At 38.3% G+C, this 23,258-nt stretch carries 27 protein-coding genes; 8 read left to right on the top strand and 19 right to left on the bottom strand.

The window, feature by feature from the left end:
- Window positions 1–190: 190 nt before the first annotated feature.
- From V6R96_RS17110 to V6R96_RS17100, 3 genes are read right to left on the bottom strand one after another with little or no spacing between them, the layout of a single operon-like run.
- The gene (locus tag V6R96_RS17110; protein ID WP_336379693.1) at window positions 191–1,213 is read right to left on the bottom strand and encodes an alpha/beta hydrolase; all 1,023 of its coding nucleotides are present in this window, start codon (window positions 1,211–1,213) and stop codon (window positions 191–193) included.
- A gap of 22 nt (window positions 1,214–1,235) precedes the next feature.
- Window positions 1,236–1,619 (bottom strand): DUF3037 domain-containing protein, encoded by a 384-nt coding sequence (locus V6R96_RS17105; protein ID WP_111955704.1) that lies wholly within the window; start codon window positions 1,617–1,619, stop codon window positions 1,236–1,238.
- The gene (locus tag V6R96_RS17100; RefSeq protein ID WP_111955706.1) at window positions 1,606–2,379 is read right to left on the bottom strand and encodes a HipA family kinase; all 774 of its coding nucleotides are present in this window, start codon (window positions 2,377–2,379) and stop codon (window positions 1,606–1,608) included. Before V6R96_RS17100 ends, V6R96_RS17105 begins: the two co-directional genes overlap by 14 nt.
- A 140-nt stretch (window positions 2,380–2,519) precedes the next feature.
- Here V6R96_RS17100 and V6R96_RS17095 point away from each other — a divergent pair, with 140 nt between their 5' ends.
- Together V6R96_RS17095 and V6R96_RS17090 are read left to right on the top strand one after the other, a co-directional pair.
- Complete coding sequence (locus V6R96_RS17095; RefSeq protein ID WP_336379692.1) at window positions 2,520–3,362, top strand: prolyl oligopeptidase family serine peptidase; 843 nt, start codon at window positions 2,520–2,522, stop codon at window positions 3,360–3,362.
- 58 nt (window positions 3,363–3,420) lie between these two features.
- On the top strand, window positions 3,421–3,921 hold the full coding sequence (locus V6R96_RS17090; protein WP_336379691.1) for a hypothetical protein: 501 nt from the start codon (window positions 3,421–3,423) through the stop codon (window positions 3,919–3,921).
- Between the two features lie 64 nt (window positions 3,922–3,985).
- On the opposite strand, the gene V6R96_RS17085 is transcribed toward V6R96_RS17090, so the two are convergent.
- From V6R96_RS17085 to V6R96_RS17055, 7 genes are all read right to left on the bottom strand, one after another.
- Window positions 3,986–4,810, bottom strand: coding sequence for a flavin reductase family protein (locus V6R96_RS17085; protein WP_336379690.1), 825 nt, complete (start codon window positions 4,808–4,810; stop codon window positions 3,986–3,988).
- A 171-nt stretch (window positions 4,811–4,981) separates the two neighbouring features.
- Complete coding sequence (gene fahA, locus V6R96_RS17080; RefSeq protein WP_336379689.1) at window positions 4,982–6,229, bottom strand: fumarylacetoacetase; 1,248 nt, start codon at window positions 6,227–6,229, stop codon at window positions 4,982–4,984.
- 73 nt (window positions 6,230–6,302) lie between these two features.
- Entirely contained in the window at window positions 6,303–6,761 is a 459-nt protein-coding gene (locus V6R96_RS17075) for a hypothetical protein (protein WP_111955714.1), read from the bottom strand.
- A gap of 71 nt (window positions 6,762–6,832) precedes the next feature.
- On the bottom strand, window positions 6,833–7,963 hold the full coding sequence (gene hppD, locus V6R96_RS17070) for a 4-hydroxyphenylpyruvate dioxygenase (RefSeq protein ID WP_111955716.1): 1,131 nt from the start codon (window positions 7,961–7,963) through the stop codon (window positions 6,833–6,835).
- Window positions 7,964–8,205: 242 nt separating this feature from the next.
- The gene (locus V6R96_RS17065; RefSeq protein ID WP_111955718.1) at window positions 8,206–8,991 is read right to left on the bottom strand and encodes a hypothetical protein; all 786 of its coding nucleotides are present in this window, start codon (window positions 8,989–8,991) and stop codon (window positions 8,206–8,208) included.
- A gap of 141 nt (window positions 8,992–9,132) precedes the next feature.
- Window positions 9,133–10,407, bottom strand: a complete 1,275-nt coding sequence (locus tag V6R96_RS17060; RefSeq protein WP_111955720.1) for an acetyl-CoA hydrolase/transferase family protein — start codon at window positions 10,405–10,407, stop codon at window positions 9,133–9,135.
- Window positions 10,408–10,433: 26 nt separating this feature from the next.
- The gene (locus V6R96_RS17055; protein ID WP_223558475.1) at window positions 10,434–11,621 is read right to left on the bottom strand and encodes a homogentisate 1,2-dioxygenase; all 1,188 of its coding nucleotides are present in this window, start codon (window positions 11,619–11,621) and stop codon (window positions 10,434–10,436) included.
- 122 nt (window positions 11,622–11,743) lie between these two features.
- Here V6R96_RS17055 and V6R96_RS17050 point away from each other — a divergent pair, with 122 nt between their 5' ends.
- Window positions 11,744–13,813 carry a TonB-dependent receptor domain-containing protein gene (locus V6R96_RS17050; RefSeq protein WP_336379688.1) on the top strand — a complete coding sequence of 690 codons (2,070 nt, stop codon included), beginning with the start codon at window positions 11,744–11,746 and terminating at the stop codon, window positions 13,811–13,813.
- Window positions 13,814–13,863: 50 nt separating this feature from the next.
- The gene (locus tag V6R96_RS17045) at window positions 13,864–14,271 is read left to right on the top strand and encodes a thiol:disulfide interchange protein (protein ID WP_336379687.1); all 408 of its coding nucleotides are present in this window, start codon (window positions 13,864–13,866) and stop codon (window positions 14,269–14,271) included.
- A gap of 73 nt (window positions 14,272–14,344) precedes the next feature.
- On the opposite strand, the gene V6R96_RS17040 is transcribed toward V6R96_RS17045, so the two are convergent.
- Both V6R96_RS17040 and V6R96_RS17035 read right to left on the bottom strand, forming a co-directional pair.
- Entirely contained in the window at window positions 14,345–14,821 is a 477-nt protein-coding gene (locus V6R96_RS17040; protein WP_336379686.1) for a cupin domain-containing protein, read from the bottom strand.
- A complete protein-coding gene (locus tag V6R96_RS17035; protein WP_336379685.1) occupies window positions 14,814–15,806 on the bottom strand; it encodes an NADP-dependent oxidoreductase in 993 nt (330 codons plus the stop codon). Before V6R96_RS17035 ends, V6R96_RS17040 begins: the two co-directional genes overlap by 8 nt.
- A gap of 92 nt (window positions 15,807–15,898) precedes the next feature.
- On the opposite strand from V6R96_RS17035, the gene V6R96_RS17030 reads away from it, so the two are divergent.
- Window positions 15,899–16,276, top strand: coding sequence for a helix-turn-helix domain-containing protein (locus V6R96_RS17030; protein WP_336379684.1), 378 nt, complete (start codon window positions 15,899–15,901; stop codon window positions 16,274–16,276).
- 210 nt (window positions 16,277–16,486) lie between these two features.
- On the opposite strand, the gene V6R96_RS17025 is transcribed toward V6R96_RS17030, so the two are convergent.
- On the bottom strand, window positions 16,487–16,852 hold the full coding sequence (locus tag V6R96_RS17025; protein WP_336379683.1) for a DUF1304 domain-containing protein: 366 nt from the start codon (window positions 16,850–16,852) through the stop codon (window positions 16,487–16,489).
- Window positions 16,853–16,919: 67 nt separating this feature from the next.
- On the opposite strand from V6R96_RS17025, the gene V6R96_RS17020 reads away from it, so the two are divergent.
- From V6R96_RS17020 to V6R96_RS17010, 3 genes are all read left to right on the top strand, one after another.
- Window positions 16,920–17,492 (top strand): Crp/Fnr family transcriptional regulator, encoded by a 573-nt coding sequence (locus V6R96_RS17020; protein WP_336379682.1) that lies wholly within the window; start codon window positions 16,920–16,922, stop codon window positions 17,490–17,492.
- A gap of 63 nt (window positions 17,493–17,555) precedes the next feature.
- Window positions 17,556–17,984 carry a DoxX family membrane protein gene (locus tag V6R96_RS17015; RefSeq protein WP_336379681.1) on the top strand — a complete coding sequence of 143 codons (429 nt, stop codon included), beginning with the start codon at window positions 17,556–17,558 and terminating at the stop codon, window positions 17,982–17,984.
- Window positions 17,985–17,991: 7 nt separating this feature from the next.
- On the top strand, window positions 17,992–18,435 hold the full coding sequence (locus tag V6R96_RS17010) for a carboxymuconolactone decarboxylase family protein (protein WP_111955738.1): 444 nt from the start codon (window positions 17,992–17,994) through the stop codon (window positions 18,433–18,435).
- A gap of 72 nt (window positions 18,436–18,507) precedes the next feature.
- Here the strand turns inward: V6R96_RS17010 and V6R96_RS17005 are convergent, their stop codons facing one another.
- The 6 genes from V6R96_RS17005 to V6R96_RS16980 form a co-directional block, all read right to left on the bottom strand.
- Window positions 18,508–19,479, bottom strand: coding sequence for a cyclase family protein (locus V6R96_RS17005; protein ID WP_336379680.1), 972 nt, complete (start codon window positions 19,477–19,479; stop codon window positions 18,508–18,510).
- A gap of 76 nt (window positions 19,480–19,555) precedes the next feature.
- Window positions 19,556–20,539, bottom strand: a complete 984-nt coding sequence (locus tag V6R96_RS17000) for an aldo/keto reductase (RefSeq protein WP_111955742.1) — start codon at window positions 20,537–20,539, stop codon at window positions 19,556–19,558.
- A 78-nt stretch (window positions 20,540–20,617) separates the two neighbouring features.
- Entirely contained in the window at window positions 20,618–21,292 is a 675-nt protein-coding gene (locus tag V6R96_RS16995; protein WP_336379679.1) for a type 1 glutamine amidotransferase domain-containing protein, read from the bottom strand.
- A 79-nt stretch (window positions 21,293–21,371) separates the two neighbouring features.
- Window positions 21,372–21,659: a putative quinol monooxygenase gene (locus V6R96_RS16990; protein WP_223558487.1), complete on the bottom strand. Its 288-nt coding sequence runs from the start codon at window positions 21,657–21,659 to the stop codon at window positions 21,372–21,374.
- Between the two features lies 1 nt (window position 21,660).
- Window positions 21,661–22,545, bottom strand: coding sequence for an NAD-dependent epimerase/dehydratase family protein (locus V6R96_RS16985; RefSeq protein ID WP_336379678.1), 885 nt, complete (start codon window positions 22,543–22,545; stop codon window positions 21,661–21,663).
- Window positions 22,545–23,159 carry an NAD(P)H-dependent oxidoreductase gene (locus V6R96_RS16980; protein WP_111955748.1) on the bottom strand — a complete coding sequence of 205 codons (615 nt, stop codon included), beginning with the start codon at window positions 23,157–23,159 and terminating at the stop codon, window positions 22,545–22,547. The genes V6R96_RS16985 and V6R96_RS16980 overlap by 1 nt, the downstream gene beginning before the upstream one ends.
- Between the last annotated feature and the right edge of the window lie 99 nt (window positions 23,160–23,258).

Here is a 23,258-nt window from a genome sequence, read left to right as displayed (position 1 = left end):
GAGTGAATAATTAAAATATTGGATATTTTGTTAAGAATAATTTAAACAAAAGCCAAGTTAATTATTTTATGAGTAAAAAAGATGAAATGTATATTAATCTTGCAATTTTTACGTTTGCTATGAATATTTATAATTTAATATATTGATTTATAATATTTTATATTTTGTTTTGTTTCAGGATATATATGTATTATTTTCTTTGAGAAATGATAAAATCCACCATCTGGTCAGTAAGGCTGTCCATATAGCCCTTATCCGTTGTTCCGAAACCATGAATGCCATCTTCTACGATGACTAGGTTGTTCTGAATGTTTTCTCTTTTGAGCTTTCTGTGAAGCTTTTTAGACTGTTTCATAGGAACTACTTTGTCTTTATTTCCCTGGACGATTAAGGTAGGGACACCACCTGAAGCATAGGTAACCGGAGAAATGGTTTTAAAGTATTCTATTGTTTTAGCTTTATCTTTTTTAATATCATACCCTGACAATCCTCTTACAAGATTGGTTCTGAGATCTACGATTTTCTTTGCTGCCAGTCCGAAAAAAAAGACAGGCACTTTTCCGAGTCGGGTATGAAGCAGCTTATTAATGTCTGAGGGACCATAATGATCCACCACATAATTTACCTTTGCAGAATAAGAAGAAAGTTCCGGGCTTCCGGCAAACTCGTTGTCTGGCGTATATGCCGCGAGCATTGAGAGATGTGCTCCAGATGAAGCCCCAAAAAAGCCAATATTGTTCGAGTCGAATTTATATTTTGCTGCATTTTTCCTTACCCATCTTACTGCATCTTTAGTATCTTCTACAGGAAGCGGGAAATGAATGCTGTCATTCAGAAGCGTATAATTGATACTGATTACCGCATATTTTTTATCCAGGAGCTTTGAAATGAATGTTTCAATATAGCTTTCATCTCTAATGGTTTTATCGCCTTTTACCCATGCACCTCCATGTACATAGACGACGACGGGCATTTTGTCGTCTGAAACAGTTTTGGGAGTATAGAGGTCTAGTGAAACAGGATTTCCTTTTGCATTGGTTTTATAAACAATATTTTCTGAGACTGATGATATTTCCGACAGAAGACTGCTTTTTGTGGAATTTGATTCAGGTTGGTTTTGTGAATAACTTAAATTAGATAAACCTAAGGAGAAAACAAAAAACAGGTTTATGAAAAACCTGTAGATTGATATGTTGTTTATTGATGATTTCATAGAATACTTTTGTGGTGGAGTGTTATTTTACTAACTCCTCAAAAAGTTTACCAAACGTTTTTTCCAGGTCTTTGGATTTTCCCGGATGAGGTCTTGAAGTCTGAACCACAGAACTTCTTACAGCGGTCAGCCAGCGGAAACGTTCCGGAATATCCATCAGAGCGATAGGACCACCTTCCTTATCTCCATTAGCGATTTTTTGAAAGCTTTCAAGATTCTGGATGACGTCATCATAATCCAGTTTGCTATGCATGAGTTTGAATTTATCAGGACATAAGTAAAACTCCACGCGGATGAATTTCTCCTTTTTGGAAAACATCACAAGGCCTATATTGAAAAATTCTTCTCTTTCAACTTTTGGTACCAGGCGTATAACAGCGTATTCGTATATTTTATCCTCTTGCATTTTTAGCTTCGTTTACAAAGATTTGAGAATTTTCTAACCTTGTTTTCAGGAACTGGAAATAGATTTCACGGATTTCTTCAGGAGTTTCATCGGCGTCATCCCAGTGGAGCCAGTCCTCAGGAATTAAATTGACGATCTCCCTGAACAGTTTATCATTCAGTACCTCATGAGCAAATCGATCTGCTTCATCCAACATTTTTGCTTTCGGGAGCAGTACATGGTCCTTCACGTATTTGAACGGGGTCTTTGCAGCCGTATCAAAATTCTGCCACGAATGATGGAAATAAAAAGAAGCACCATTATCGATGACCCAAAGCTCTTTATGCCACATCAGGAGATTTGTATTCTTAAAAGTACGGTCAATATTGGTAATGAACGCATCCAGCCAGACAATTTTTGAAGCCAGAAGAGGATCTATCTTTACCCCCGGATCATAAGTGATGGAACCCGAAAGATAATGCAGCCCCAAATTCAGGCCTTCTGAAAATTTCAGTAAATCCTGAATTTCCTCATCAGCTTCTGTTCTTCCAAAATCGGCATCCAGATTTACAAATACCAGCTCTGGAATCTTCAGTCCCAAAGCCTCCGTGATCTTGCCGCCCAGAAGTTCGGAGATCAGCATCTTTACTCCGTGGCCTGCACCCCGGAATTTCAGTACATATTTAAAATTATCATCAGCTTCTGCCAAAGCAGGAAGAGATCCACCTTCTCTTAAAGGCAGAATGTAACGTGTGACGGTTACCGTTCTTAAATCCAGCATACTGCAAAAATAAGGTTATTTTGATAACTATTTAAGCATTTCCGGGGTAACTTTTCTATATGAATTTTTTTTATTATATTTAGATTAAAGGGAAATATTGCTGGTCCCTGTTGTTTAAGAATCGTAATCAAATTTTTTATATGGAATTGATAAAAAACCTTAATATAAAACTGGAAAATGCAGAAACCCGGGATTTTCTGGCTGACGCAGTTTATCCTGAAACCAATGAAAAGCTGCCGTTGGTGATCTTTGTTCATGGCTATAAAGGGTATAAAGACTGGGGAGCATGGAATCTAATGGCTGAAAAGTTTGCTGAAGCGGGTTTTTTCTTTGTGAAATTTAATTCATCCCATAACGGAACTACTGTTGAAGATCCTTACAATTTTGGTGATTTGGAAGCTTTCGGGAATAATAATTATTCAAAAGAGCTTTCGGACCTCGGTGTTGTAATCGATCATTTTGTGAAAGATCCCAACGTAGACGACCAGAGAATAATTCTGATCGGGCACAGTAGAGGAGGAGGGATTTCCATTATAAAAACATTTGAAGACGAAAGGATCAACGGACTTATCACTCTGGCAAGTGTAGATACTTTAGACCGTTTCCCTAAAGACGGAGCGCTGGAAAACTGGAAAAAAGAAGGTGTGTATTATGTGCTGAACGGAAGAACAAAACAGGAAATGCCTCACTATTACCAGTTTTATGAAGATTATGAAAAGAATGTTCACCGTTTTGATGTGGAAAGAGCGACAGAAATGGCCAAAGCTTATGTGCTGATCATTCACGGAACCCACGACGAAAGTGTTAGTGTGAAAAATGCGGAACATCTTCATATCCTGAATCCGAATTCAGAATTGTTCCTGGTTGAAAATGCAGATCATACGTTCGGATCAAAAGAACCGTGGACAGAAAAAAAACTTCCCCATCACCTGAATATCGTTACAGAAAAATGCATTGATTTTATTAATAAAAACATGAAATAAGATTAATATATGGCATGGAATTTGAGTATCAGTTTTTCACATATTAATGATATATATTATGAACAAACTGATCTTAAGCGCCTGTGCGTTTTCGTTATTGACAGTAGTTTCCTGTAAAAAAGAGACAAAAATTGATACATCTTCCAGTAAGGACTCTTTAGCAGCAATAACTAAAGATTCTGTAATAATAAAAGCAGACTCAGCTATTTCTTCCGCATCATCTTCCACCCGTAATATCATTACGAACAATATAGGAAAGTACCCTAATGATATAAAACTGTTTGAAAATGAAGATTTTACAGACAGGGTTAAGAAAATTACTGGAACGCAATATGATGAAATTTTTAAAAACTTCAATGTAGAATCCCAAATTGTATCCGAAAACGGAATCTATAAGGTAGCAGGTTGTAAGCAGCATGACTGCCCTGGGTATTCAACATCCATCTTCTATGATTCCAAGAACGATAATCTAAATGTAGCTATTGACAAAAATGGAAAAATAACAGATTTTACTGAGAAAGAAAAAATTAAGATTACTGATGTACTCAAGTCTATGTAAGCAGCTCCAGATCCATAGAAAGAAAAAAACCAGCTTGATGAAAGCTGGTTTTTATTTTTTGGAATTATTGTATTATTAAAAGCGCCCAGGCTTCTTCAATTTTACTCTCAAGAAGAAGTTTTTGAGCATCCAGATGAACGTTCTCATCTGCATGAAAATCTCCGGGAGGAAGAATTTCTACATTGGCAAGCATTCCCAGGTCGTTTCCTGTAAATACCTTACTGTATTTGATAGAATCCGGCAGAAGGTCAAACCCGATTCCTTTTGTAACCAATGGTTTCGGAACTTCAAAAAGACTGTTCTCATTGCTTCTGGAATACCAGTTGCCTCCTAAACGGGCTACCATATCCAGCTTTTGCTGATCCAAATTTCCAGCCTCGTTCAGATAGTCTTCCCTGATGTGGATTTTCTGCACCTCACAGATCACAAGATTTCCTGCACCGCCCTGATCTCCCAGAGACTTCACTTCTAAAACTTTACATTCAAAGTTAACAGGACATTCTTCAATCAGTTTGGGCTGTACCAGATCTGCCTCTTTCATGGTCAGACCGGATTTAATGAATTCATTGACTCCGGTTTCATATTCTGTAGAAGCCAAAGAAATCTGCTGCACAATAGGAAAATTCACCGTTCCGATCACTACTTCCGGAACTTCCAAAATATTTTCCAGGGTATGTTTAGTGGTATTGTCTCGTACTCGTCTGGAAGGTGAAAAGATCAGTACAGGTGGAACCGTACTGAACATATTAAAAAAGCTGAATGGTGATAAATTAATATTTCCGTTTTTATCTACTGTAGAAGCTAATGCGATCGGACGCGGTGACACGGCGGTCTGCATGATGGTTTGGAGCTGTACGGGGGATAATTCGGAGGGTATTACTGTTTTCATATTCTGTTTTTTAACACTCAATTAAACTTAAGTGTTCAAATTATGTAATAAGATGCTTCGACTTCGCTCAGCATGACATTTTTAATACTAGCCGTTTTTATTAGCAATTAATTTTTAATGATGTCATGCTGAGCGAAGTCGAAGCATCCGGATTATTTATTTAAAATTGAATTAAATTGAAGGAATAATTTTACCAGAAACCTCACCAAAACCTACTCTCACGCCATCTTTTTCAGCCCAGGCTTTCATGGTAACTGTATCCTTATCTTCAATGAATTTTCTTTCTTGGCCATTGCTTAGCTGTAAAGGATTTTGTCCTCTCCAGGTCAGTTCCAGCATAGATCCGAAAGATTTCGGATCGCTTCCTGAAATGGTTCCGCTGGCGTATAAATCTCCAACTTCCACGTTACATCCGTTTATCGTATGATGGGCTAGTTGCTGAGCCATATTCCAGTACATGAATTTATAATTACTTTCTGAAATCAGGTTTTCTTCACCATTTTCAGGCTGTAAATACACTTCAAGATTGATATCGTAATTTTTATCACCCTCAAACTTTAAATAGTCTAAAACTTCAGGGTCCTGCTTTGGAGAAGCTGTTCTGAAAGGTTCTAAAGCTTCAAGGGTAACTACCCACGGAGAGATAGATGAGCCGAAATTTTTACCAAGGAAAGGTCCCAGCGGAACATACTCCCATGCCTGGATATCTCTTGCCGACCAATCGTTGAATACCACCATTCCAAAGATTGCTTCCTCAGCATCCTTTGTAGAAATGCTTTCACCCATTTCTGAGTTTCTGTTAAGAATGAAGGCCATTTCCAGTTCAAAGTCAAGCTGCTTGCTTGGTCCGAAAACCGGTTTTTCAGCGTCTGCAGGTTTTGTCTGACCTTTCGGACGGTTGATTTCTGTTCCTGAAACAACGATGGATGAAGCTCTTCCGTGATAACCTACCGGAAGGTGTTTCCAGTTCGGAAGCAGCGCATTGGCCGGGTCACGGAACATTTTTCCAACGTTCGTTGCATGTTCAATGCTGCTGTAAAAATCCGTATAATTCGGAATATGCACAGGCATCATCATTTTTACTTTATCAAGGTCGTAGAAAGCATCTGCAATAGTTTTTTCGTCCTTTGAAAGGATAGAACCTTCCTGTAGGAGCTCCTGAATTCTTGTGCGCACTACATTCGTTACAGGTTTCCCCAGTTCAATAAATTCGTTGATGGTGTAGGCTTCAAAAACATTATCGTCCAGTCCTTCAATATTTTCAAAATATCCAAGATCATAAAGAGTGGCAAGATCGATGACCTGATCTCCGATCCTTGTGCAACATCCGATATATTCTTTGTTAAAAACTGCTACTCCGAAAGGAATATTATGTATAGAAAAGTCTGAATCTGAAGAATATTCTACAAATGATTTCATAATTTTTTGGAATTAAATTAAAAATGGTAAGATAGCGAATCCATAAAGATCCGTAATCATGATTCTGTGGGAATTATTTCTTTTTGGAATAAGAAGCCTCATCTATCCACCTGTCTTTGGTATTGACATCAATAAGATACAGGATATTATCCTGCTTAGTCAGCAGCAAAGTTTTGGTTACAGGCATTGGAACTTTTTTATTTTCAAGTTTATCTGCTCTCAGAGAAAGAATGTTTTTTTTCCTGATGATATCTCCTGTAAAAACATTTGAGCTGCTTTCGCCGGTAGCTTTATCATCAAAAACTTCTACATAGGTAGCATCTTTTCCTTTAATAACAATAAAATCTCTTTCTGTATGATCCTCTGCATCTTTAATGAAGATAAACTTCTTGTTGTCAATATTTACATTTTCAAGATGCTGATTGATGCCTTTTCTTTCTTCCAGGCGATTAAGAATTTCATTAAGAGTTCCATACTGAGCATTTAGCCCTAATGTTCCGAAAAATAAAATCCCGATAAAAAATTTTCTCATAATGTGTTTTTTAAAAAAAAGTTTTGTCAAGACTCCTTCATCCTGACAAAACTTAGTATTCTATATTTAAATTAAAGATTTCCTCTTCTTTCTTGTTCTCTTTCTAATGCTTCAAATAACGCTTTGAAATTTCCGGCACCAAAACTCTGTGCACCATGTCTTTCAATGATTTCGAAGAATAGAGTAGGACGGTCTTCTACAGGCTTCGTAAAGATCTGAAGTAAGTATCCTTCTTCATCATGATCAATAAGGATGCCTAAGTCTTGTAATTTTTTAAGATCTTCATCAATATGGCCAACTCTTTCAGGAACCATATCGTAGTAAGCCTCTGGTGGAGCGGAAAGGAACTCTACCCCGCGTTTTTTTAATTCGGTTACTGTGTGGATAATATCTTTTGTAGCTACCGCGATGTGCTGTACCCCTTCACCTTCATAGAAATCAAGATATTCTTCTACCTGAGATTTCTTCTTACCTTCTGCCGGCTCATTGATCGGGAATTTTGCAAATCCGTTTCCATTGGACATTACTTTAGACATTAATGCAGAATATTCTGTATTGATCTGCTTGTCATCAAAAGAAAGGATGTTCACAAATCCCATTACTTTTTCGTACCATTCTACAGTAGGGATCATCCTGTTCCAATCTACGTTTCCTACACAATGGTCTACGTATAATAAACCTGTTTCTTCAGGCTTGTAATCGCTTTCCCATTTTTCATATCCGGGCATGAAAGCGCCTTTGTAGTTTTTTCTTTCAACAAACATATGGATTGTTTCTCCGTACGTATAAATTCCGGACATTCTTACCTCACCGTTCTCATCTGTTAAAGTTACAGGCTCCAGATATGGTTTTCCGCCTCTTTCAGTAGTTTCTTCAAAAGCTTTGTAAGCGTCATCTACCCAAAGTGCCAAAACTTTCACTCCATCACCATGTTTTTTTACGTGCTCGCTGACAGGTGAGTCGGATTTAAGCCCTGTTGTTAATACCAATCTTATTTTCCCCTGCTGAAGAACATAAGAAGCGCGGTCTCTTACTCCTGTTTCAGGACCAGCATATGCTACAGACTGAAAACCGAAAGCGGTTTTGTAATAATGGGCAGCCTGTTTAGCATTTCCTACATAAAACTCAATGTAATCTGTACCGTTGATAGGTAAAAAATTCTCAGCTTGAGCAATTTTTTCGGCAAATGTAAGTGTTGACATATTTCTATTTTTACTTTTATTTTTATGAATGCAAATTACAAAAATCTTAGAAATAGTGAAAGCATTGAAGTGGATTCCTTAAATATACTTAACATAATGTTAAAGAAGAGTTCATTTAAGTATATTTAAGTTTCTTTATAATAAAACTGGATATCTATCTTTGATACACCAATAAGTGAAAAAAAAATATTTTCGAAAAAAGAAAGCCGTAGAAATTTCTACGGCTTTCTCTATTTTTTTATTTAAGCTTTTCTATTTAATCTGCCAGCATCGGGATTATAATTATCCCATATTTTCCATGTATTATTTATTTTACGGATAAAATAAATCTGGGTATTAAGCTGATTGACAAAATGTTCCTCTCCGGTTTCACCTACTTTGAACAGAAGATTCCAGAATTCCTGGGTTTCCAGTATTTTTTTGTCAGGTTCGTCAGTAACCAGGTGAATATCAAAAACCTCGTAGTTGGAACGGTTGTTTTTAGTCACCAGATGAAAGTCTCTTTCGCATAATTCTTTGCTAAACCCGGAAGCTCTTTCTAAAAACGGAGAGCCGTCAAATACCAGATCTTTAAAAACTTCGGTTTTATGCTCGGGGAATTTTTTGTAAAATTCAAATGCTGTAGCACAATAATCATATACCATTTGGGTAAGAAATTCAAGGTCGCCTTCTACAGGTTCCTTTTCCGGACGTTTTAGCTTCATGGACTGTATATAGTCGTTAAGGTCTTTATAGCCCAGAAAAATACAGATTTTATCCAGTGTTTTCAGGAATCTGAGGTCATTATGCGTTTTGTCCTGATAATCGTTTTCAAAAAAACGCTGCAGGGTGACGTGTGATATTGTATTTCCTATTTCAAATTTTTTTCCCCCTTTTAGTTCTTCAGCTTCAGATAATTCATCTTTTATAATTTCAGAAAGAATAATATAATGGCTCCTTTTCCATTCATTCACATTCCCCAAAACAGAATTTCTTACTTTTTCATGCTTTCCAACTTCTTCTCTTATCGAATTATATATAGTTTTCAATTTCCTTTGGTTTTGAATGAGTTTATCAAAAACATTGCCAAAATGTTAAAGTATTTCTAAGACCAGTTTTCGTTTTTAGTTATTAATATACTGATTATAATTTATGAAATAATAGCCAGACAAAATAAAGCTGCGATCTTCTTAGTGTTTAAACCGTTCATAAGCAGCTCGTTCCAGCATTTCTCTATCATCAGGGTGTGCGATGCTGATAAGCTCCTGGGCCCTTTGGCGGAGATTTTTACCATACAAATAAGCTGTGCCGTATTCTGTCACTACATAATGTATATGCCCTCTTGTTGTTACAACACCGGCTCCCTGTTTAAGAAAAGGAACGATCCTGGAGACTCCTTTTTTTGTTCTTGAAGTGATGGCAATAATCGGCTTTCCGTCCTCACTTAGTGCTGCACCTCTCATAAAGTCCATCTGGCCTCCGATTCCGCTGTACTGCAATGTTCCGATGGAGTCTGCACATACCTGTCCGGTGAGGTCAATTTCAATGGCAGAATTGATGGCTACCATTTTTTTATTCCTCATGATATTGATCGGGAAGTTCACGTCGCTTACATCTTTGAATGCGAAAACCGTATTGTCATCCACATAATCATAGAGTTTTCTTGTTCCGAAACAGAAACTTGTGATGGTTTTATTATCATTATAACCTTTATATTTGTTATTGATGACATCATTCTGTATCAGGTCTATAACACCGTCACTCAGCATTTCTGTATGAACACCAAGATCTTTATGATTGGTTAAACATTTAAGGACAGCATCAGGAATGGTTCCGATACCCATCTGTAATGTCGATCTGTCTTCAATAAGTTCTGCTACATTTTTTCCCACAAGCATTTCCTCAGGGCCTACTTTTGAGCCGTAATCCACAGTTGGGAGTTCTTCTTCGTGCCACACCAGCTTATGGATCCTACTGATGTGAATCATTCCATCTCCGTGTGTTCTTGGCATTAAAGGATTGACGATGGCAACAATAATTTTGGCGGTATCAACGGCTGCTCTTGCTACATCTACTGAAGTTCCCAAAGTACAGAAACCGTGTTTGTCCGGTGGAGAAACGGTTACCAAAGCCACATCCAGCGGAAGTATGTTTTTTCTGAATAGAATAGGAATCTCACTTAGGAATACCGGAACAAAATCTCCTCTGTCCGAATTCACTGCATCCCGAACGGGTGTTGATACAAATAGAGAATTAACAAAAAAACTATCCTTGTATTCCGGTTTTGCAATTTCAACGTTTCCCTGCTGGGTGATGGAAACCATCTCTACATTTTGCAGACGCTGAGATTGTCTCGCCAGTTCATCAATAAGATAATTCGGAGTACAGGCACTTCCATGGAAAAATACGCGGTTTCCGCTTTTTATAGTATATATCGCTTCTTCTGCACTAATATAATTGTACATAATGAAATTTTTTATGGGTGAATTTTTTATTCCTGGGAACGGTCTTCCATAGTTTTATCTGATTCTTCCAGCCATGAAGTTTTATAGGAAGGGTCTTCTACTTTCAAAGCTTCTTCTGTAATTTTCAGTGGACGGAAAGGGTCTACCATTACGGCATATTCTTCTGTGAATTTTTTACCGATACTTCTTTCCATGGCTCCCGGGTGAGGCCCGTGTACGATTCCTCCGGGGTGGAGAGTGAAGTCCATCAGGTCGATGTGGTTACGACTCATGAAATCTCCTTCCGTGTAGAACAGAACCTCGTCAGAATCAATATTCGAATGGTTATAAGGAGCGGGAATAGCTAATGGATGGTAGTCGTACATTCTGGCACAGAACGAGCATACAACGAAATTATGGCCTTCAAAATTCTGGTGTACCGGCGGTGGTTGGTGAATTCTTCCAGTAATTGGCTCAAAGTTTTTAATATTGAATTTATAAGGATAAAAGTATCCGTCCCATCCTACAACATCAAACGGATGTGTTGCGTAGATGAAATCTGTGATCTGGTTTTCTTTTTTTACTTTGATTAAAAATTCTCCTTTCTCATCTTTAGGCTCTTTAAAAACCGGGGGAATCATGTCTCTTTCGCAGAACGGAGAATGTTCCAATAGCTGCCCGAATTCATTTCTGTATCGTTTCGGAGTGTAAATAGGAGAGTGGCTTTCAAGCACAAAAAATACGGTGTCTTCTGATTTCAGTTCCACTTGATAAATGGTTCCTCTCGGAATAATAAGATAGTCTCCGGTAACAAATTCTAGGTCTCCTACAAAAGTTTTCAGAACCCCGGTTCCGTTGTGAACGTATAAAAGCTCATCACATTCAGCATTTTTGTAGAAATAATCCATAGATTTTCTGGGTTTTGACAATCCCATTTTCAGGTCATTGTTCATCAGAAGGATCTTTCTGCTGTCCATAAAATCGTCCTCAGGCGTTACATTCATCCCCTTAAACATTCTCGGAGCAACGTTTTTTTCCACCGCGATCTTTGGGGTTACATCTTTTGCAGGTCCAATTGATTTGATCTGTGTAGGTCGGTGCGTATGATAGAGCAATGAGGAAATTCCGTGAAAGCCTTCCGTTCCGAAAAGCTGTTCATAGTAAAATTTATCTTCCGGTGATTTGAAAATCGTATGTCTTTTTGGTGGGATATTACCCGCTTGATGATATCTCATTTTACTTTTTATATCTAGTTTCTCAAATTTAATCATTTTTCGTGAATTCATTCCAACAACATTTGTCATGGTGTTTTGTAATTCAAAAATAATTGTTAGATTTGTCTAACAATTTTAATTTCATGAAGCGAATACTATTTTCTGTTACTCTTTTATCTTCTTTTTGTTTTTCCCAGGAAACAGACAGCCTGAATATACAGGAAACTATAAAAACGGATTCAGCAACAATTCCAAAAGCAAAAATCAGAACGAGTACTATTGAAGATGTTGTCATTACCGGAACCATAAAACCTTTCAGCAGATCAAAAAGCCCTGTAGCCGTAGAGGTTTACAGCCAGAAGTTTTTCCAGAAAAATCCTACTCCAAGCATTTTTGAAGCCATTGCGATGGTCAATGGGGTAAAACCACAGCTCAATTGCTCAGTATGTAATACGGGGGATATCCATATCAACGGGCTCGAAGGACCTTATACGATGATCCTGATCGATGGAATGCCCATTGTAAGCTCACTTTCCACAGTATATGGGTTGAGTGGAATTCCCAACAGCCTTGTCGATAGAATTGAAGTGGTAAAGGGTCCCGCTTCTTCTATTTACGGTTCTGAAGCAATGGGTGGAGTGATCAACATTATCACCAAAAACGCACTGACCGCTCCAAAATTAAGTGTAGACCTGATGACGAGCACCTGGAGTGAAAATAATCTTGATGTTTCAACGAAATTTAATATTGGAAAGAATGCTGCATCTTTACTGAGCTTCAATTATTTCAGCTTTAAAGAGAAGATAGACCAGAACAAAGACAATTTCACGGATGCGGCATTGCAGAGCCGGATTTCTGTTTTCAATAAATGGAATTTTAAAAGAAGAGAAAACCGTCAGGCAAGTTTTGCGTTGAGATATTTATATGAAGACCGTTTTGGCGGGGAAATGCAGTGGGACAGATCTTACCGTGGAAGCGGAGATGTGTACGGAGAAAGTATTTATACCAACAGGGCAGAAGTGTTTGGACTGTATCAATGGCCTTTAAAAGAATATATCGTTACCCAGTTTTCTTATAATTATCACGACCAGAACTCTTTTTACGGGAGTAATCCCTATGATGCTCTTCAAAAAGTGGCTTTTGCACAGACCTATTGGAGTAAAAAAGTCGGACAGCACGATCTGACAGGAGGAATTACTTTTAAAAGAACATTTTATGATGATAACACACCCGGGACATTATCCGGAGACGGAATCACCAATGCACCGATGAAATCGCCGATCTGGGGAGCTTTTATACAGGACCAGTGGGAAATTAATGATAAACATACTTTGCTGGTTGGTTACCGCTTTGACTATGACAAAATTCATCATGAAGTACATTCACCAAGGCTGGCATGGAAATTTTCCCCGAATCCCTATCATACACTAAGATTCAATTTCGGAACTGGTTTTAGGGTAGTCAATCTCTTTACAGAGGATCATGCCGCACTTACCGGCTCCCGTGAAGTATTGATCAAATCAGATCTGAAACCCGAAAGATCAGTCAACGGAAACCTGAACTATATCTGGAAAATTCCGGTGGGAACCCGCATGCTGCAATTGGATGCTTCTGCATTTTATACCTATTTCAGCAATAAGATTGTAGGAGATTTTGATACCGATCCGGATAAAATTATTTATGACAATCTTAATGGATACGGAATTTCGAGGGGAGCTTCACTGAATGTAGATTTCAACTTCAGCTTTCCTTTAAGTGTCGGCTTGGGAGTGACCTATCTGGATGTTTACCAGAAATTTGACGGAGACAATAAAAAATCGCAGCAATTACACGCACCGAAATGGAGCGGAACTTATAACCTTTCCTATAAGTTTCCGAATGATCTTAGTGTTGATTTCACAGGACAGTTCTACGGACCTATGAGGCTTCCGGTATTGCCTAATGACTACCGTCCTGAATATTCACCTTTTTATTCTTTAGCCAATATTCAGGTTTCAAAAATCTTCAGATCCGGATTCGAAGTGTATTGCGGGGTGAAGAACCTGTTCAATTTTACACCGAAAGATCCTTTGATGAGACCCTTTGACCCGTTTGATAAATATGTAAATGATCCGGTAAATAACCCTAACCATTATACTTTTGATACTGCTTATGGATATGCACCCATGCAGAAGATCAGAGGTTTCCTCGGGATAAAATATACTTTAAAATGAAAAATTTTATTCTATTTTTAATGTTAGTGCCCTGTTTTTATCTGTCTCAGATGAAGACAGGCACTTTTTCTGATCTTGAAACATCGATGAAAAAAGATCCGAAACCCACTATTATCCATCTATATACAGACTGGTGCTCGGTCTGTAAAATGGAAAAGCATGCGTTGAATAAAGACAGGGAAACCGTGGACTTAATCAATGAAAATTTTTATCTGGTCAATTTTGAAGCTGAAAAAACGAAAGAAAAAATACGGTTTCAGGGAAAAGAATTTGGGTATCTGCCGAATGGAAATTCCGGAATTCATGAATTGGCTCTTGCTTTGTCTAAAAATAAGGAACAGCCTGTTTATCCCTTGTGGATTGTTCTGGATAAGGATCAGAAGTTAGTATATTATCATGAAGGTCTTTGGATACCGGAAAATATGAAGCAGAAACTTCTGGAAATTTCTGCTTTGTAGGTATTTTTTCTCTCGCAGATTGTGCAGATTAAGCAGATTTTGCTTTTTGTAAAATATGTAATACAGAAAATCTTTAAATTGGATTATCAGCATCAATAAGTACCGCGAGCTGAATACACGGCTCATCCGACCGGTTGCTCCAGGCATGATTGGTTCCTCTCTGTATGACAATGTCTCCCGGTTTAAGCAAAGTCTCACCCTCTTCCATGATCAGGTAAAGTTCACCGGAAAGGATGATGATATAATCTAAAGTCTGTGTCTGATGCATCATGGGATGAGGTTCTCCGGCTTTAAATTCCATTCCGAGATCTTTATCGGGTGGAATGACAACATAACGGAAATAAGTCCCGTTTTTTGGAGTTTGCGGAAATCCTGTGTTAGGAATTTTTGCTTCAAGATCCAGTACTGCCGGCATTTTCTGCGTGTTCCAAATGTCTGAAATGATAAGCCCCGGAAGATGTTCCACTACGTTTTCTACTTGCTGGTCTTCTATAATAACAGATTTCCCGTTTTTGATTCCGGTGACAACGCGTCTGGGTATTTTATTCATGTTTCATGATGAGTTTGTGACCTTGGGTTTGGTTATTTTTAAGAATGGAATGGGCTTTCAAAACTGTTTCCAGAGAAAGATTACCGATTGTTTTGTATTGAGGCGGGCTGATAATTCCGGTCTCAATAAGGTTAGAGATTTCCTCCAGATTTCCTTTGTAATATTGATAATCCTTGCTCATGGTATAGGAATAATTGGAAATATTCACGATTACAGTTCCTTTGTTAAAAAGGGTTTCATGGGCATCTTTTGTGATAAGGGCGGTAACATCGGCATAGGTTCCATTAATTTTTAAGACATCTGCTGTGACTTCAGACATATAATTCCCGACGAGATCGATTCCAAAATCGAAAGGTTTATCGTTATTAGCTTTTAAAAGATTGGCAACAAGATTTTCTTCTTTATAATTGATGATTTGATGATTTTGTAAACCAATTTTCAATAGAATTTGTCTGTTTTCCTCACTTCCAACAGTTGCCACAACATTGTGGAAATCATTTGCCGTTAAGTATTTAATAACAAAAGAACCGACTCCGCCCGTTGCTCCGGTTACTAAAATTGTATCATCAGTATTTAATTTCAAACGTTTGAAGGTCTGCAGTGCGGTAAGTCCTGCCGAAGGAATGGCAGCGGCCTGCTCAAAAGAAATGCTTTTAGGCTTCAGTGCGACGATGGCTTCCGGAACGGCAATATATTCGGCATAAGAACCATTGCTTCCCATGGATCCGCTTCCACAGAATACTTCATCTCCGATATTGAACTGATGGGCGGCAGCTCCTTTCTCCACAACAATACCGGACAGCTCACGGCCTAAAATAGGTGAACTGACCAGCCTTCGTTCAAGTTCATTCTCAATCATCTGGTAATCAATCGGGTTAAAACCGCTCGCTTTGATCTGGATTAAAACTTCATGATCTTTTGGAGTTGGCTTTTCGAACACAGCATTTTCAAGCTGGAAATTTTTATTTAATGCAATAACTTTCATATCAGTAAATTTGATACACAAATGTAAAGTGAGAATGGTTTATATTTGCTACCAGTTAACTATTGGTAACTAGTTACCTTAATGAAACTATTATGGCAAAAACTATTGAAAACGGCATAGAAAGAGAAGCAAGCTGCACAGAAGAACTGTTTGCAATGCGCGACAGCCTGGATGTTTTGGGTGGAAAATGGAAGCTGATGATTTTACGCTATCTGACGAACAGGACAGACCAGCAGATTCATTTTAAAAAACTGCAACGGGGAATTGATGGAATTTCTGCCAAAATGCTCAGCAAAGAATTGAAAGAGCTGGAAATCAATCTTCTCATTACAAGAACAATCCAGGACACAAAACCAATTACAGTAGTGTATGCGGTTACAGAATACGGAAAATCAGTTCTACCGGTCACTGAAACGCTTGTGAATTGGGGGATTATTCACAGGGAAAAGATCAAAGAATCGATGAGTTAGTTGATTTAAAGATTAAGTATTTAAAAATTGAAAGATGATCCCACTACAGAAATATTCGGCAAATAAAGAAATCTGCTCAATCTGCGAGATAAAAAATATTAAACAAAAAAGTTTATTTATCACTATACCTTAAGGTGAAAACAATCTCAAAATAGTATTTGTTTCTGAGATTGCTTCGTCGCGTTGCTCCTCGCAATGACAATTTTAAGACTATTTCAAAAGCACAGCAATAATAGCGAGTATCGCGGGTAAAGCCTGCACAAAAAATATCTTCTTTGTTGCAGAAATAGCTCCATAAATTCCAGCTACAGCTACACATCCCAAAAAGAATAATGCTATATTATCCTGCCACTTCGGATCATCTATTAAAAATGACCAGATTAATCCTGCGGCAAGAAAACCGTTATACAGACCCTGATTGGCAGCCAATCCTTTTGTAGGCTTAAACATTTCTGCCGGTAATGCAGCTTTGAATACTTCTTTCCCTTTGGTTTCCCAGGCGAACATCTCCATCCACAGGATATAAATATGTTCCAGCGCAACGACAGCGATCAGAATTTTAGCAACAAGTTCCATGATTTTAATGTTTTTGACATTGTAAAACTAAAAAAATAAAGTTAAGTTTGGTTACTTAATTGCAAACATGGACAGTTTCAAAGCACATTTAAACAAATTTATAAAGGTTACGGATGAAGAGTTTGCTTCCATATTTTCTTTTTTTAAGGAAGTGGAAGTGAAGAAAAAGCAGGACCTGATGCTTAATGGGGAGATCTGTAAATCGATGTATTTTGTGTCTGTAGGCTGCCTGAGGAAATTTTTTATCAATGAAAAAGGGGCGGAGCAGACCACTGAATTTGCCATAGAAAACTGGTGGATCACTGATACTTTCGCTTATGAAAGACAGATCAAATCAGATTTTTGTATCCAGGCGGTGGAGCGTTCTACCATTCTTATGATAGACAATCAGCAGCAGGAGCTTCTGCTGAAAAAACATCCCGTTATGGAACGCTACTTCAGAATGATCTATCAAAGAGCTTATGCAGCTTCGGAAAGACGGATCCGTTATTTGTATGAGATGTCCAGAGAAGAATTATATGTACATTTCAGTACGCTTTACCCTTGGTTTATCCAGAGAATTCCACAGTATTTAATAGCTTCTTTTTTAAACCTTACTCCGGAATACCTGAGCGAAATCAGAGCAAAATTACGTTCTTAAACCAGTTTAAGATTTTTACCGATTATAAGTCGGAAATTTGTCATGTTATTAAAAGCCAGTATCATGACAAACAAAAATATCAAGTTTCCACAGCTGTTTTTAAGACTTGCTCTTGCTGTAACCATGCTTTCTGCCGTGGCGGACAGGTTCGGTTTCTGGGGTGCCAATTCAGCCTGGGGAAACTGGGCAAATTTTGAGACATATACAAGAAAACTCACCTTTTTCCTTCCTGAATCTTTAAGTATTGTTTCGGCTTATGCTGCTACTTTTTTTGAAATTATTTTCCCTTTAATGCTTCTCGTGGGTTGGAAAATCAGGATTACAGCCTATGGGACGGGTTTCTTACTGCTGGTATTTGCACTGTCCATGACTATCGCACTGGGAGTTAAGGCACCGCTTGACTACTCTGTCTGGGTAGGAAGTGCCGGAGCATTTTTACTGGCGGTTCAGCCAAAATATTTTTTTAGTATAGATCATTTAACCCATAAATAATAATAGTATGAGCGCAAGATTAAATATTGCCAACGTAGATTCAGCGGCTTACAAAGCTATGCTTGGACTGGAAGGATACCTTCAGACCATTTCACTCAACCACATCCAAAAGGAGTTAATTAAGATCAGGGCTTCACAGATCAACAAATGTGCTTTCTGCCTTGATATGCACACAAAAGATGCCCTTAAATATGGTGAAACAACTCAAAGAATTTTCATCCTTAACGGCTGGAGAGAAGCGAAAGATTTTTTCACAGAAGAAGAACAGGTTCTTTTGGCGATGACGGAGGAAATTACCCTGATCAGCGATAAAGGCCTTACAGAAGAAACATTTCAGAAGGCAAAACAGTACTTTGATGAGGCAGCCATTGCACAGATCATCATGGCTATTGTGACCATTAATGCATGGAACAGAATAGCGGTAAGTACACATCTGGAAGTTCCAAAATAATTTTTGGCAAAACTTATGATCAAAATAGCCTTTCAAAACTGAAAGGCTATTTTATTTTTATGGATCAGGATTCTAATAGACTGCAACAGGATTGATATTTACCTGTGTGGATCCCACATACAATGGCTGTCCCAGAACAAACAGAAACTCCCAGATCCTGTCTTTTACCAATGGACGGCTGTCAATCAGTTCAAGATTGTAAATTCCCTCTTTGGCCAGCATGAACTGGTTGATGGGAAATTCTTCCTTGGATTTCGGATTGGGATAGACTTCTGATGCCCAGGTATCTCCTCCGAAAGCAACAATTCCCTGCTCAGCAAGCCATTGCGCAGCTTCCATACCAATTCCCGGTTCGGTTTCTAAAAACTTCTGATTATCCTTTCCGATCAGTTCCAGCCATCCGGTATTGAACAGGACAATATCACCTTTTCTGAGGGTAATTCCCTGTTTCTTTAAAACGGCTTTAATATCTGATGTTGTAAATTCCGTACCACCAGGAACTACTGCTTTCGCATAGTGAGCGGTCATATCTAAAACCACACCCCGGGTAACAAAAGGAGGCACTTTTTCAATACCAAGCTTTTTTACTCCTTCTACAGTTACAAAATCAGTGGCTTTATTTCCGTTGTAATACGTATTATCAATTCCGATGTGGCCAATGCCGTTCAGCTGGGTTCCCACCCCGGTCCATCCATTCACAAGCTCATCATTGAACGTGAATTTATTCGGTCCAAGGCTCTTTCCGCCCTGTTCACCAGGCTGGATATTGTATAAATTAAAACTTCTGTGTCTGAAAGCCGGAAGATTTTTATCAATAGCTACAGCCAAAGGAAGTGTTTTACCCTGTTTTACTAATCCTACGGCTTGTTTTACAACTTCCGGGGTCAGTAGATTGGCAGCTCCTATTTCGTCATGTGCCCCATAAACAGAAGGGTACCATGATGTATCGTGAGGATTGATGCTTTGGTTTTGCGCTTTTAAAGCGATGCTGGTAATGGTCAATAGAGTAACCAATCCGAACATTTTGATCAGATTCTTTTTCATTTTTTATCAGGTATGGGGTGAAAGAAAGAAAAGCAGCAAACTGTTTCATCTGAAAGAGTTTACTTGCTGTATCAGGTTAAATTTCGCTCAATGCTGTATTGATGAAATTCAATTCGTCCTGAGAGAGCTCAATGGACATAGCCTGGGCATTTTCGATAGCCTGCTGAGCGTTTCTGGCTCCTGCCAATACAACGGTAATTGCCGGCTGCATGGTAGTCCAGCGTAATACCAGCTGTGAAAGGGAGGCGTTTTTTTCCTTAGCAATAGGTTCTATTTTTTCCAGGAAAGTTTTCACTTTATTTAAATCAAACTGTGAAAAATAGCCGTTTCTGTGGTCGTTATCCTTTAATTTATCTTCTTTGAAATATTTTCCGGTCAAAAGACCTCTTTCCATCGGGCTGTAAACAATAATTCCTGAATTATTTTCTAAAGAATAAGGGACCAGATCGCCTTCAATAGCTCTGTTCAGCATACTGTAAGAAACCTGGTTGCTCGCCAGATGAAGAGTTCTGTTAGCTTCCTGCATTTGTGAAACGGTATAATTGCTGACTCCTGCTGCAAGAATTTTTCCCTGTTGGATAAGAAGTTCCATAGCTTCCATTGTTTCGCAGATCGGGGTGGTGCTGTCCGGCCAGTGAAGCTGTAAAAGATCGATATAATCTGTTCCCAGTCTTTTTAAACTTTCTTCTACTTCTTTTATTACATTGGCTTTTGAAGCATATTTATGAACCGGGAAGGTTTTTCCTTCATCCTCAGCATCAAAGAAAAATTCTCCTTTTCCGTTGTTGCTTCCGTCCCATACCAGCCCGAATTTGGTCAGCAGCTGGATTTTTGTACGGTCTTTTCCTTTAATAGCTTCTCCGATCATCTCTTCGCTGAGTCCGAATCCATAGAAGGGTGCCGTGTCAATAGAAGTTACGCCGTGATCCAGAGAGGCATGAATTGAATTGATGGAATCCTGTTTTTCATTTCCGCCCCACATATTTCCTCCGATTGCAAATGCTCCGTGAGTAATAGCAGACAGTTCCAGTTCTGTATTTCCTAATTTTCTGTATTCCATTTTTGTTTTGAATAAGTTGTATTTAAAAATTTAACCACAAAAGAATAAAGCTTTTGTCTTTTGTGGTTAATGAATTGATTATTTACTAAGTTCTTTTAAAATAGCTTCACCTACGCTTTTTGCAGACTGTGGATTTTGTCCGGTAATCACTCTCTGGTCCGTTACTACATGGTTCTGCCAAAGTCCTGATTTTTCAAATTTTGCCCCTCTTTCTTTCAGTTTTTCTTCCAGAAGGAAAGGAACTACATTGGTAAGCTTTACTTCAGTTTCTTCTTCGTTGGTAAAGGCATTGATTTTTTTGCCGTCTACAAGATATTTTCCATTGTTCAGTTTAATATTCACAAGACCGGCCGGACCGTGGCATACTGCCGATACAATACCGCCATTCTCATAAATTTTTGAAGCAATACCTGCCAATTCTGTATTATCTGCGAAATCCCACATGGCACCATGACCACCTGCGTAGAAAATTGCGCTGTAATTGTCTGGATTTACCTGAGAAGGCTGTAAAGAATGATCGATTTTGTTTTTGTATTCTGTATTTTCCCAGAATTCTTTGTTTACGGGATCTTTTAAATCAAATCCGTCTACCGGAGGAGTTCCGCCTTTTGGGCTTACAAAATCAATTTCATATCCTGCTTTGTGAAGCACTTCCCATGGATGGGAAACTTCGCCAAGATAATATCCGGTGTCTTCGCCGGTGCTTCCTTTTTTGTCATGACTTGTTACGACAAACAAAATTTTCTTTTTCATAAGTTTAGATTTTTGGTGTTGTGCCTGTATAAACCCCACAGTAAGTAAGGCTAAAAATAAAAATGCTAATTTTTTCATATTAAAGGATATGGGTGGTATAAATTTGCGGTTGTTCCTGTAGTTTCTCGTCAATAATAGCTCCAAAAGCCTGAATATAAGGCTGCTGGTTATGCTGTGCCAGCCCTTCTTCGCTTTTCCAGATCTCATAGAAAATAAACTGGTTTTTATCTTCAATTCCCTGGTGAAGGCTGTAAAGTTCACAGGCTTCTTCTTTTCTTGTTTCCTGAACCATATTCTGAAGGGTTTCCAGTACTTCCGCCTGATATTCTTGTTTGGCTTTGATAACTGCCGTAAGATAAATTTTCATATTAAATAAAATTTTCGATGGATTGATATTGGGGATTCCAGCCCAGTTCTGCTTTGGCCTTATCCGAATTACACAAACTGTTTGAGGCAAATCCAAAATACCCTCCCGCAGGACCAAATGTATTGACTGCCTCCTGTATGCTGACAGACTGTGCCGGTTGTAAATTGTATTGTCTGCTTATATTTTCTGCAAGATTTCTGATCGTGGAAGAACCGTTTTCTGCATAATAAAGAGAACATGCTTTTGCCTTTTCCAATGCAAGTACATACAGATCTGCAAGGTCCTCGATATGAAGGTTCGACCAGATATTTTCGCCTTTCCCAAAGTAAGCTCCAAATCCTTTGCCTTTAGAAAAATTGATCAGAGCCGGAAGCTGAATGCTGTCTTTTTTTAAACCCAGTCCCTCGCCATAAACCATGGTAGGTACAATGACGATGCTTCTTATATTTTTCTTGGCAGATTGAAGTATGTACTGATTAATCAGCACTCTTGATGCCATTTCAAGCCTGGGATTCAGGGGAATATCTTCTGTGTAAACAAAATCATTTTTTTCTCCGTTCTCTTTTCCTCCAAAAATAGCTGAACCTGAAGTAAAAATAAACGTTTTACCGGTTCCTTCCAGCGCATTGATGAAACTGTCTGCTGCATAGGCATCATCCGCAGAATCTGCAGTATGGATAATGGCATCAGCATTGGAAATGGCAGCATTCAAAACAGCTTCGTCATGTATATTGCCTATAATGGATTCAATTCCTGCCTGCTTTAATTTTTCTGCTGCCTCTGCATTGCGGACAAGCCCTGTAACACTGTAGTTTCGCTCTACCAGTTTTTTGGCTACGGAACCCCCGATATAACCGGTGATTCCAGTTATTAATATCTTTTTCATTAGGCTAATTGTGGTTTAAGTTCTTTTTCAAAAACCTGCTCAATGTGGTCTCTGTAAAGTTTCATATCACGTTCTATATTGGCGTTTTTCTCTACGTCGTGGAAGTGAAAGCTTCCCATTTTTTCCAAAGAAACAAAAGCATTCATTTTATGGAATCCAAATAGTGGTCCATTATCTACACTGGTCTCATTGAAGAATTCTCCGGGAAGCGTAAAGGCTGTTTCAGGCGCATTCCAACTGGTGGTTACCATATATTTTCTTCCGCCCAGCATTCCTCCGGTCCCATAGTTGATTTCCGGGTTTTCAGCTTTTCTTCCGTCGCTCATGTAAATTCCTTTGGCATGACCGGCTGTGAAAACTTCATCAATATATTTCTTGAATCCGTTGGGAAGCTGGAACCACCAGATCGGAGTGTGGTAGATAATAAAATCTGCCCAGACAAATTTCTTTACTTCTTCATCCTTATCGAAACCATTTGCAATTTGAGTGGTTTTTACTTCTATATTTTCAAATTTCTTAAGTACTGCAAGTGTATTTTCGGCAATCGTGTCATTATATTTTCCTCCGGAATGTCCGAAATTTTGCCCTGCGTTAATGATCAATACTTTTTTCATTTTATGATTGTTTAAATTTTATGATGCAAAGTTACATTCAGGTGTTGTATAATAAAAATAGTATAAATTATAAGTAACTATTAGAATAATGATAGTTGG

The sequence above is a fragment of the Chryseobacterium sp. CCNWLW53 genome (assembly GCF_037083525.1).
In the GTDB taxonomy this organism is placed as follows: domain Bacteria; phylum Bacteroidota; class Bacteroidia; order Flavobacteriales; family Weeksellaceae; genus Chryseobacterium; species Chryseobacterium lathyri.
This window is presented reverse-complemented; position numbering and strand designations above follow the sequence as displayed.

What these genes read in the sequence shown, in the direction of transcription:
- fahA (WP_336379689.1), bottom strand. Translation starts at nt 6,229, where the DNA reads ATGAAATCATTTGTAGAATATTCTTCAGATTCAGACTTTTCTATACAT.
- V6R96_RS17105 (WP_111955704.1), bottom strand. Translation starts at nt 1,619, where the DNA reads ATGCAAGAGGATAAAATATACGAATACGCTGTTATACGCCTGGTACCA.
- V6R96_RS17025 (WP_336379683.1), bottom strand. Translation starts at nt 16,852, where the DNA reads ATGGAACTTGTTGCTAAAATTCTGATCGCTGTCGTTGCGCTGGAACAT.
- V6R96_RS17010 (WP_111955738.1), top strand. Translation starts at nt 17,992, where the DNA reads ATGAGCGCAAGATTAAATATTGCCAACGTAGATTCAGCGGCTTACAAA.
- V6R96_RS16990 (WP_223558487.1), bottom strand. Translation starts at nt 21,659, where the DNA reads ATGAAAATTTATCTTACGGCAGTTATCAAAGCCAAACAAGAATATCAG.
- V6R96_RS17030 (WP_336379684.1), top strand. Translation starts at nt 15,899, where the DNA reads ATGGCAAAAACTATTGAAAACGGCATAGAAAGAGAAGCAAGCTGCACA.
- V6R96_RS17040 (WP_336379686.1), bottom strand. Translation starts at nt 14,821, where the DNA reads ATGAATAAAATACCCAGACGCGTTGTCACCGGAATCAAAAACGGGAAA.
- V6R96_RS17075 (WP_111955714.1), bottom strand. Translation starts at nt 6,761, where the DNA reads ATGAGAAAATTTTTTATCGGGATTTTATTTTTCGGAACATTAGGGCTA.
- V6R96_RS17000 (WP_111955742.1), bottom strand. Translation starts at nt 20,539, where the DNA reads ATGGAATACAGAAAATTAGGAAATACAGAACTGGAACTGTCTGCTATT.
- V6R96_RS17015 (WP_336379681.1), top strand. Translation starts at nt 17,556, where the DNA reads ATGACAAACAAAAATATCAAGTTTCCACAGCTGTTTTTAAGACTTGCT.
- V6R96_RS17110 (WP_336379693.1), bottom strand. Translation starts at nt 1,213, where the DNA reads ATGAAATCATCAATAAACAACATATCAATCTACAGGTTTTTCATAAAC.
- V6R96_RS17090 (WP_336379691.1), top strand. Translation starts at nt 3,421, where the DNA reads ATGAACAAACTGATCTTAAGCGCCTGTGCGTTTTCGTTATTGACAGTA.
- V6R96_RS17035 (WP_336379685.1), bottom strand. Translation starts at nt 15,806, where the DNA reads ATGAAAGTTATTGCATTAAATAAAAATTTCCAGCTTGAAAATGCTGTG.
- V6R96_RS16985 (WP_336379678.1), bottom strand. Translation starts at nt 22,545, where the DNA reads ATGAAAAAGATATTAATAACTGGAATCACCGGTTATATCGGGGGTTCC.
- V6R96_RS17055 (WP_223558475.1), bottom strand. Translation starts at nt 11,621, where the DNA reads ATGAGATATCATCAAGCGGGTAATATCCCACCAAAAAGACATACGATT.
- V6R96_RS17060 (WP_111955720.1), bottom strand. Translation starts at nt 10,407, where the DNA reads ATGTACAATTATATTAGTGCAGAAGAAGCGATATATACTATAAAAAGC.
- V6R96_RS17085 (WP_336379690.1), bottom strand. Translation starts at nt 4,810, where the DNA reads ATGAAAACAGTAATACCCTCCGAATTATCCCCCGTACAGCTCCAAACC.
- V6R96_RS16995 (WP_336379679.1), bottom strand. Translation starts at nt 21,292, where the DNA reads ATGAAAAAGAAAATTTTGTTTGTCGTAACAAGTCATGACAAAAAAGGA.
- hppD (WP_111955716.1), bottom strand. Translation starts at nt 7,963, where the DNA reads ATGTCAACACTTACATTTGCCGAAAAAATTGCTCAAGCTGAGAATTTT.
- V6R96_RS17050 (WP_336379688.1), top strand. Translation starts at nt 11,744, where the DNA reads ATGAAGCGAATACTATTTTCTGTTACTCTTTTATCTTCTTTTTGTTTT.
- V6R96_RS17100 (WP_111955706.1), bottom strand. Translation starts at nt 2,379, where the DNA reads ATGCTGGATTTAAGAACGGTAACCGTCACACGTTACATTCTGCCTTTA.
- V6R96_RS17045 (WP_336379687.1), top strand. Translation starts at nt 13,864, where the DNA reads ATGAAGACAGGCACTTTTTCTGATCTTGAAACATCGATGAAAAAAGAT.
- V6R96_RS17095 (WP_336379692.1), top strand. Translation starts at nt 2,520, where the DNA reads ATGGAATTGATAAAAAACCTTAATATAAAACTGGAAAATGCAGAAACC.
- V6R96_RS17005 (WP_336379680.1), bottom strand. Translation starts at nt 19,479, where the DNA reads ATGAAAAAGAATCTGATCAAAATGTTCGGATTGGTTACTCTATTGACC.
- V6R96_RS17020 (WP_336379682.1), top strand. Translation starts at nt 16,920, where the DNA reads ATGGACAGTTTCAAAGCACATTTAAACAAATTTATAAAGGTTACGGAT.
- V6R96_RS16980 (WP_111955748.1), bottom strand. Translation starts at nt 23,159, where the DNA reads ATGAAAAAAGTATTGATCATTAACGCAGGGCAAAATTTCGGACATTCC.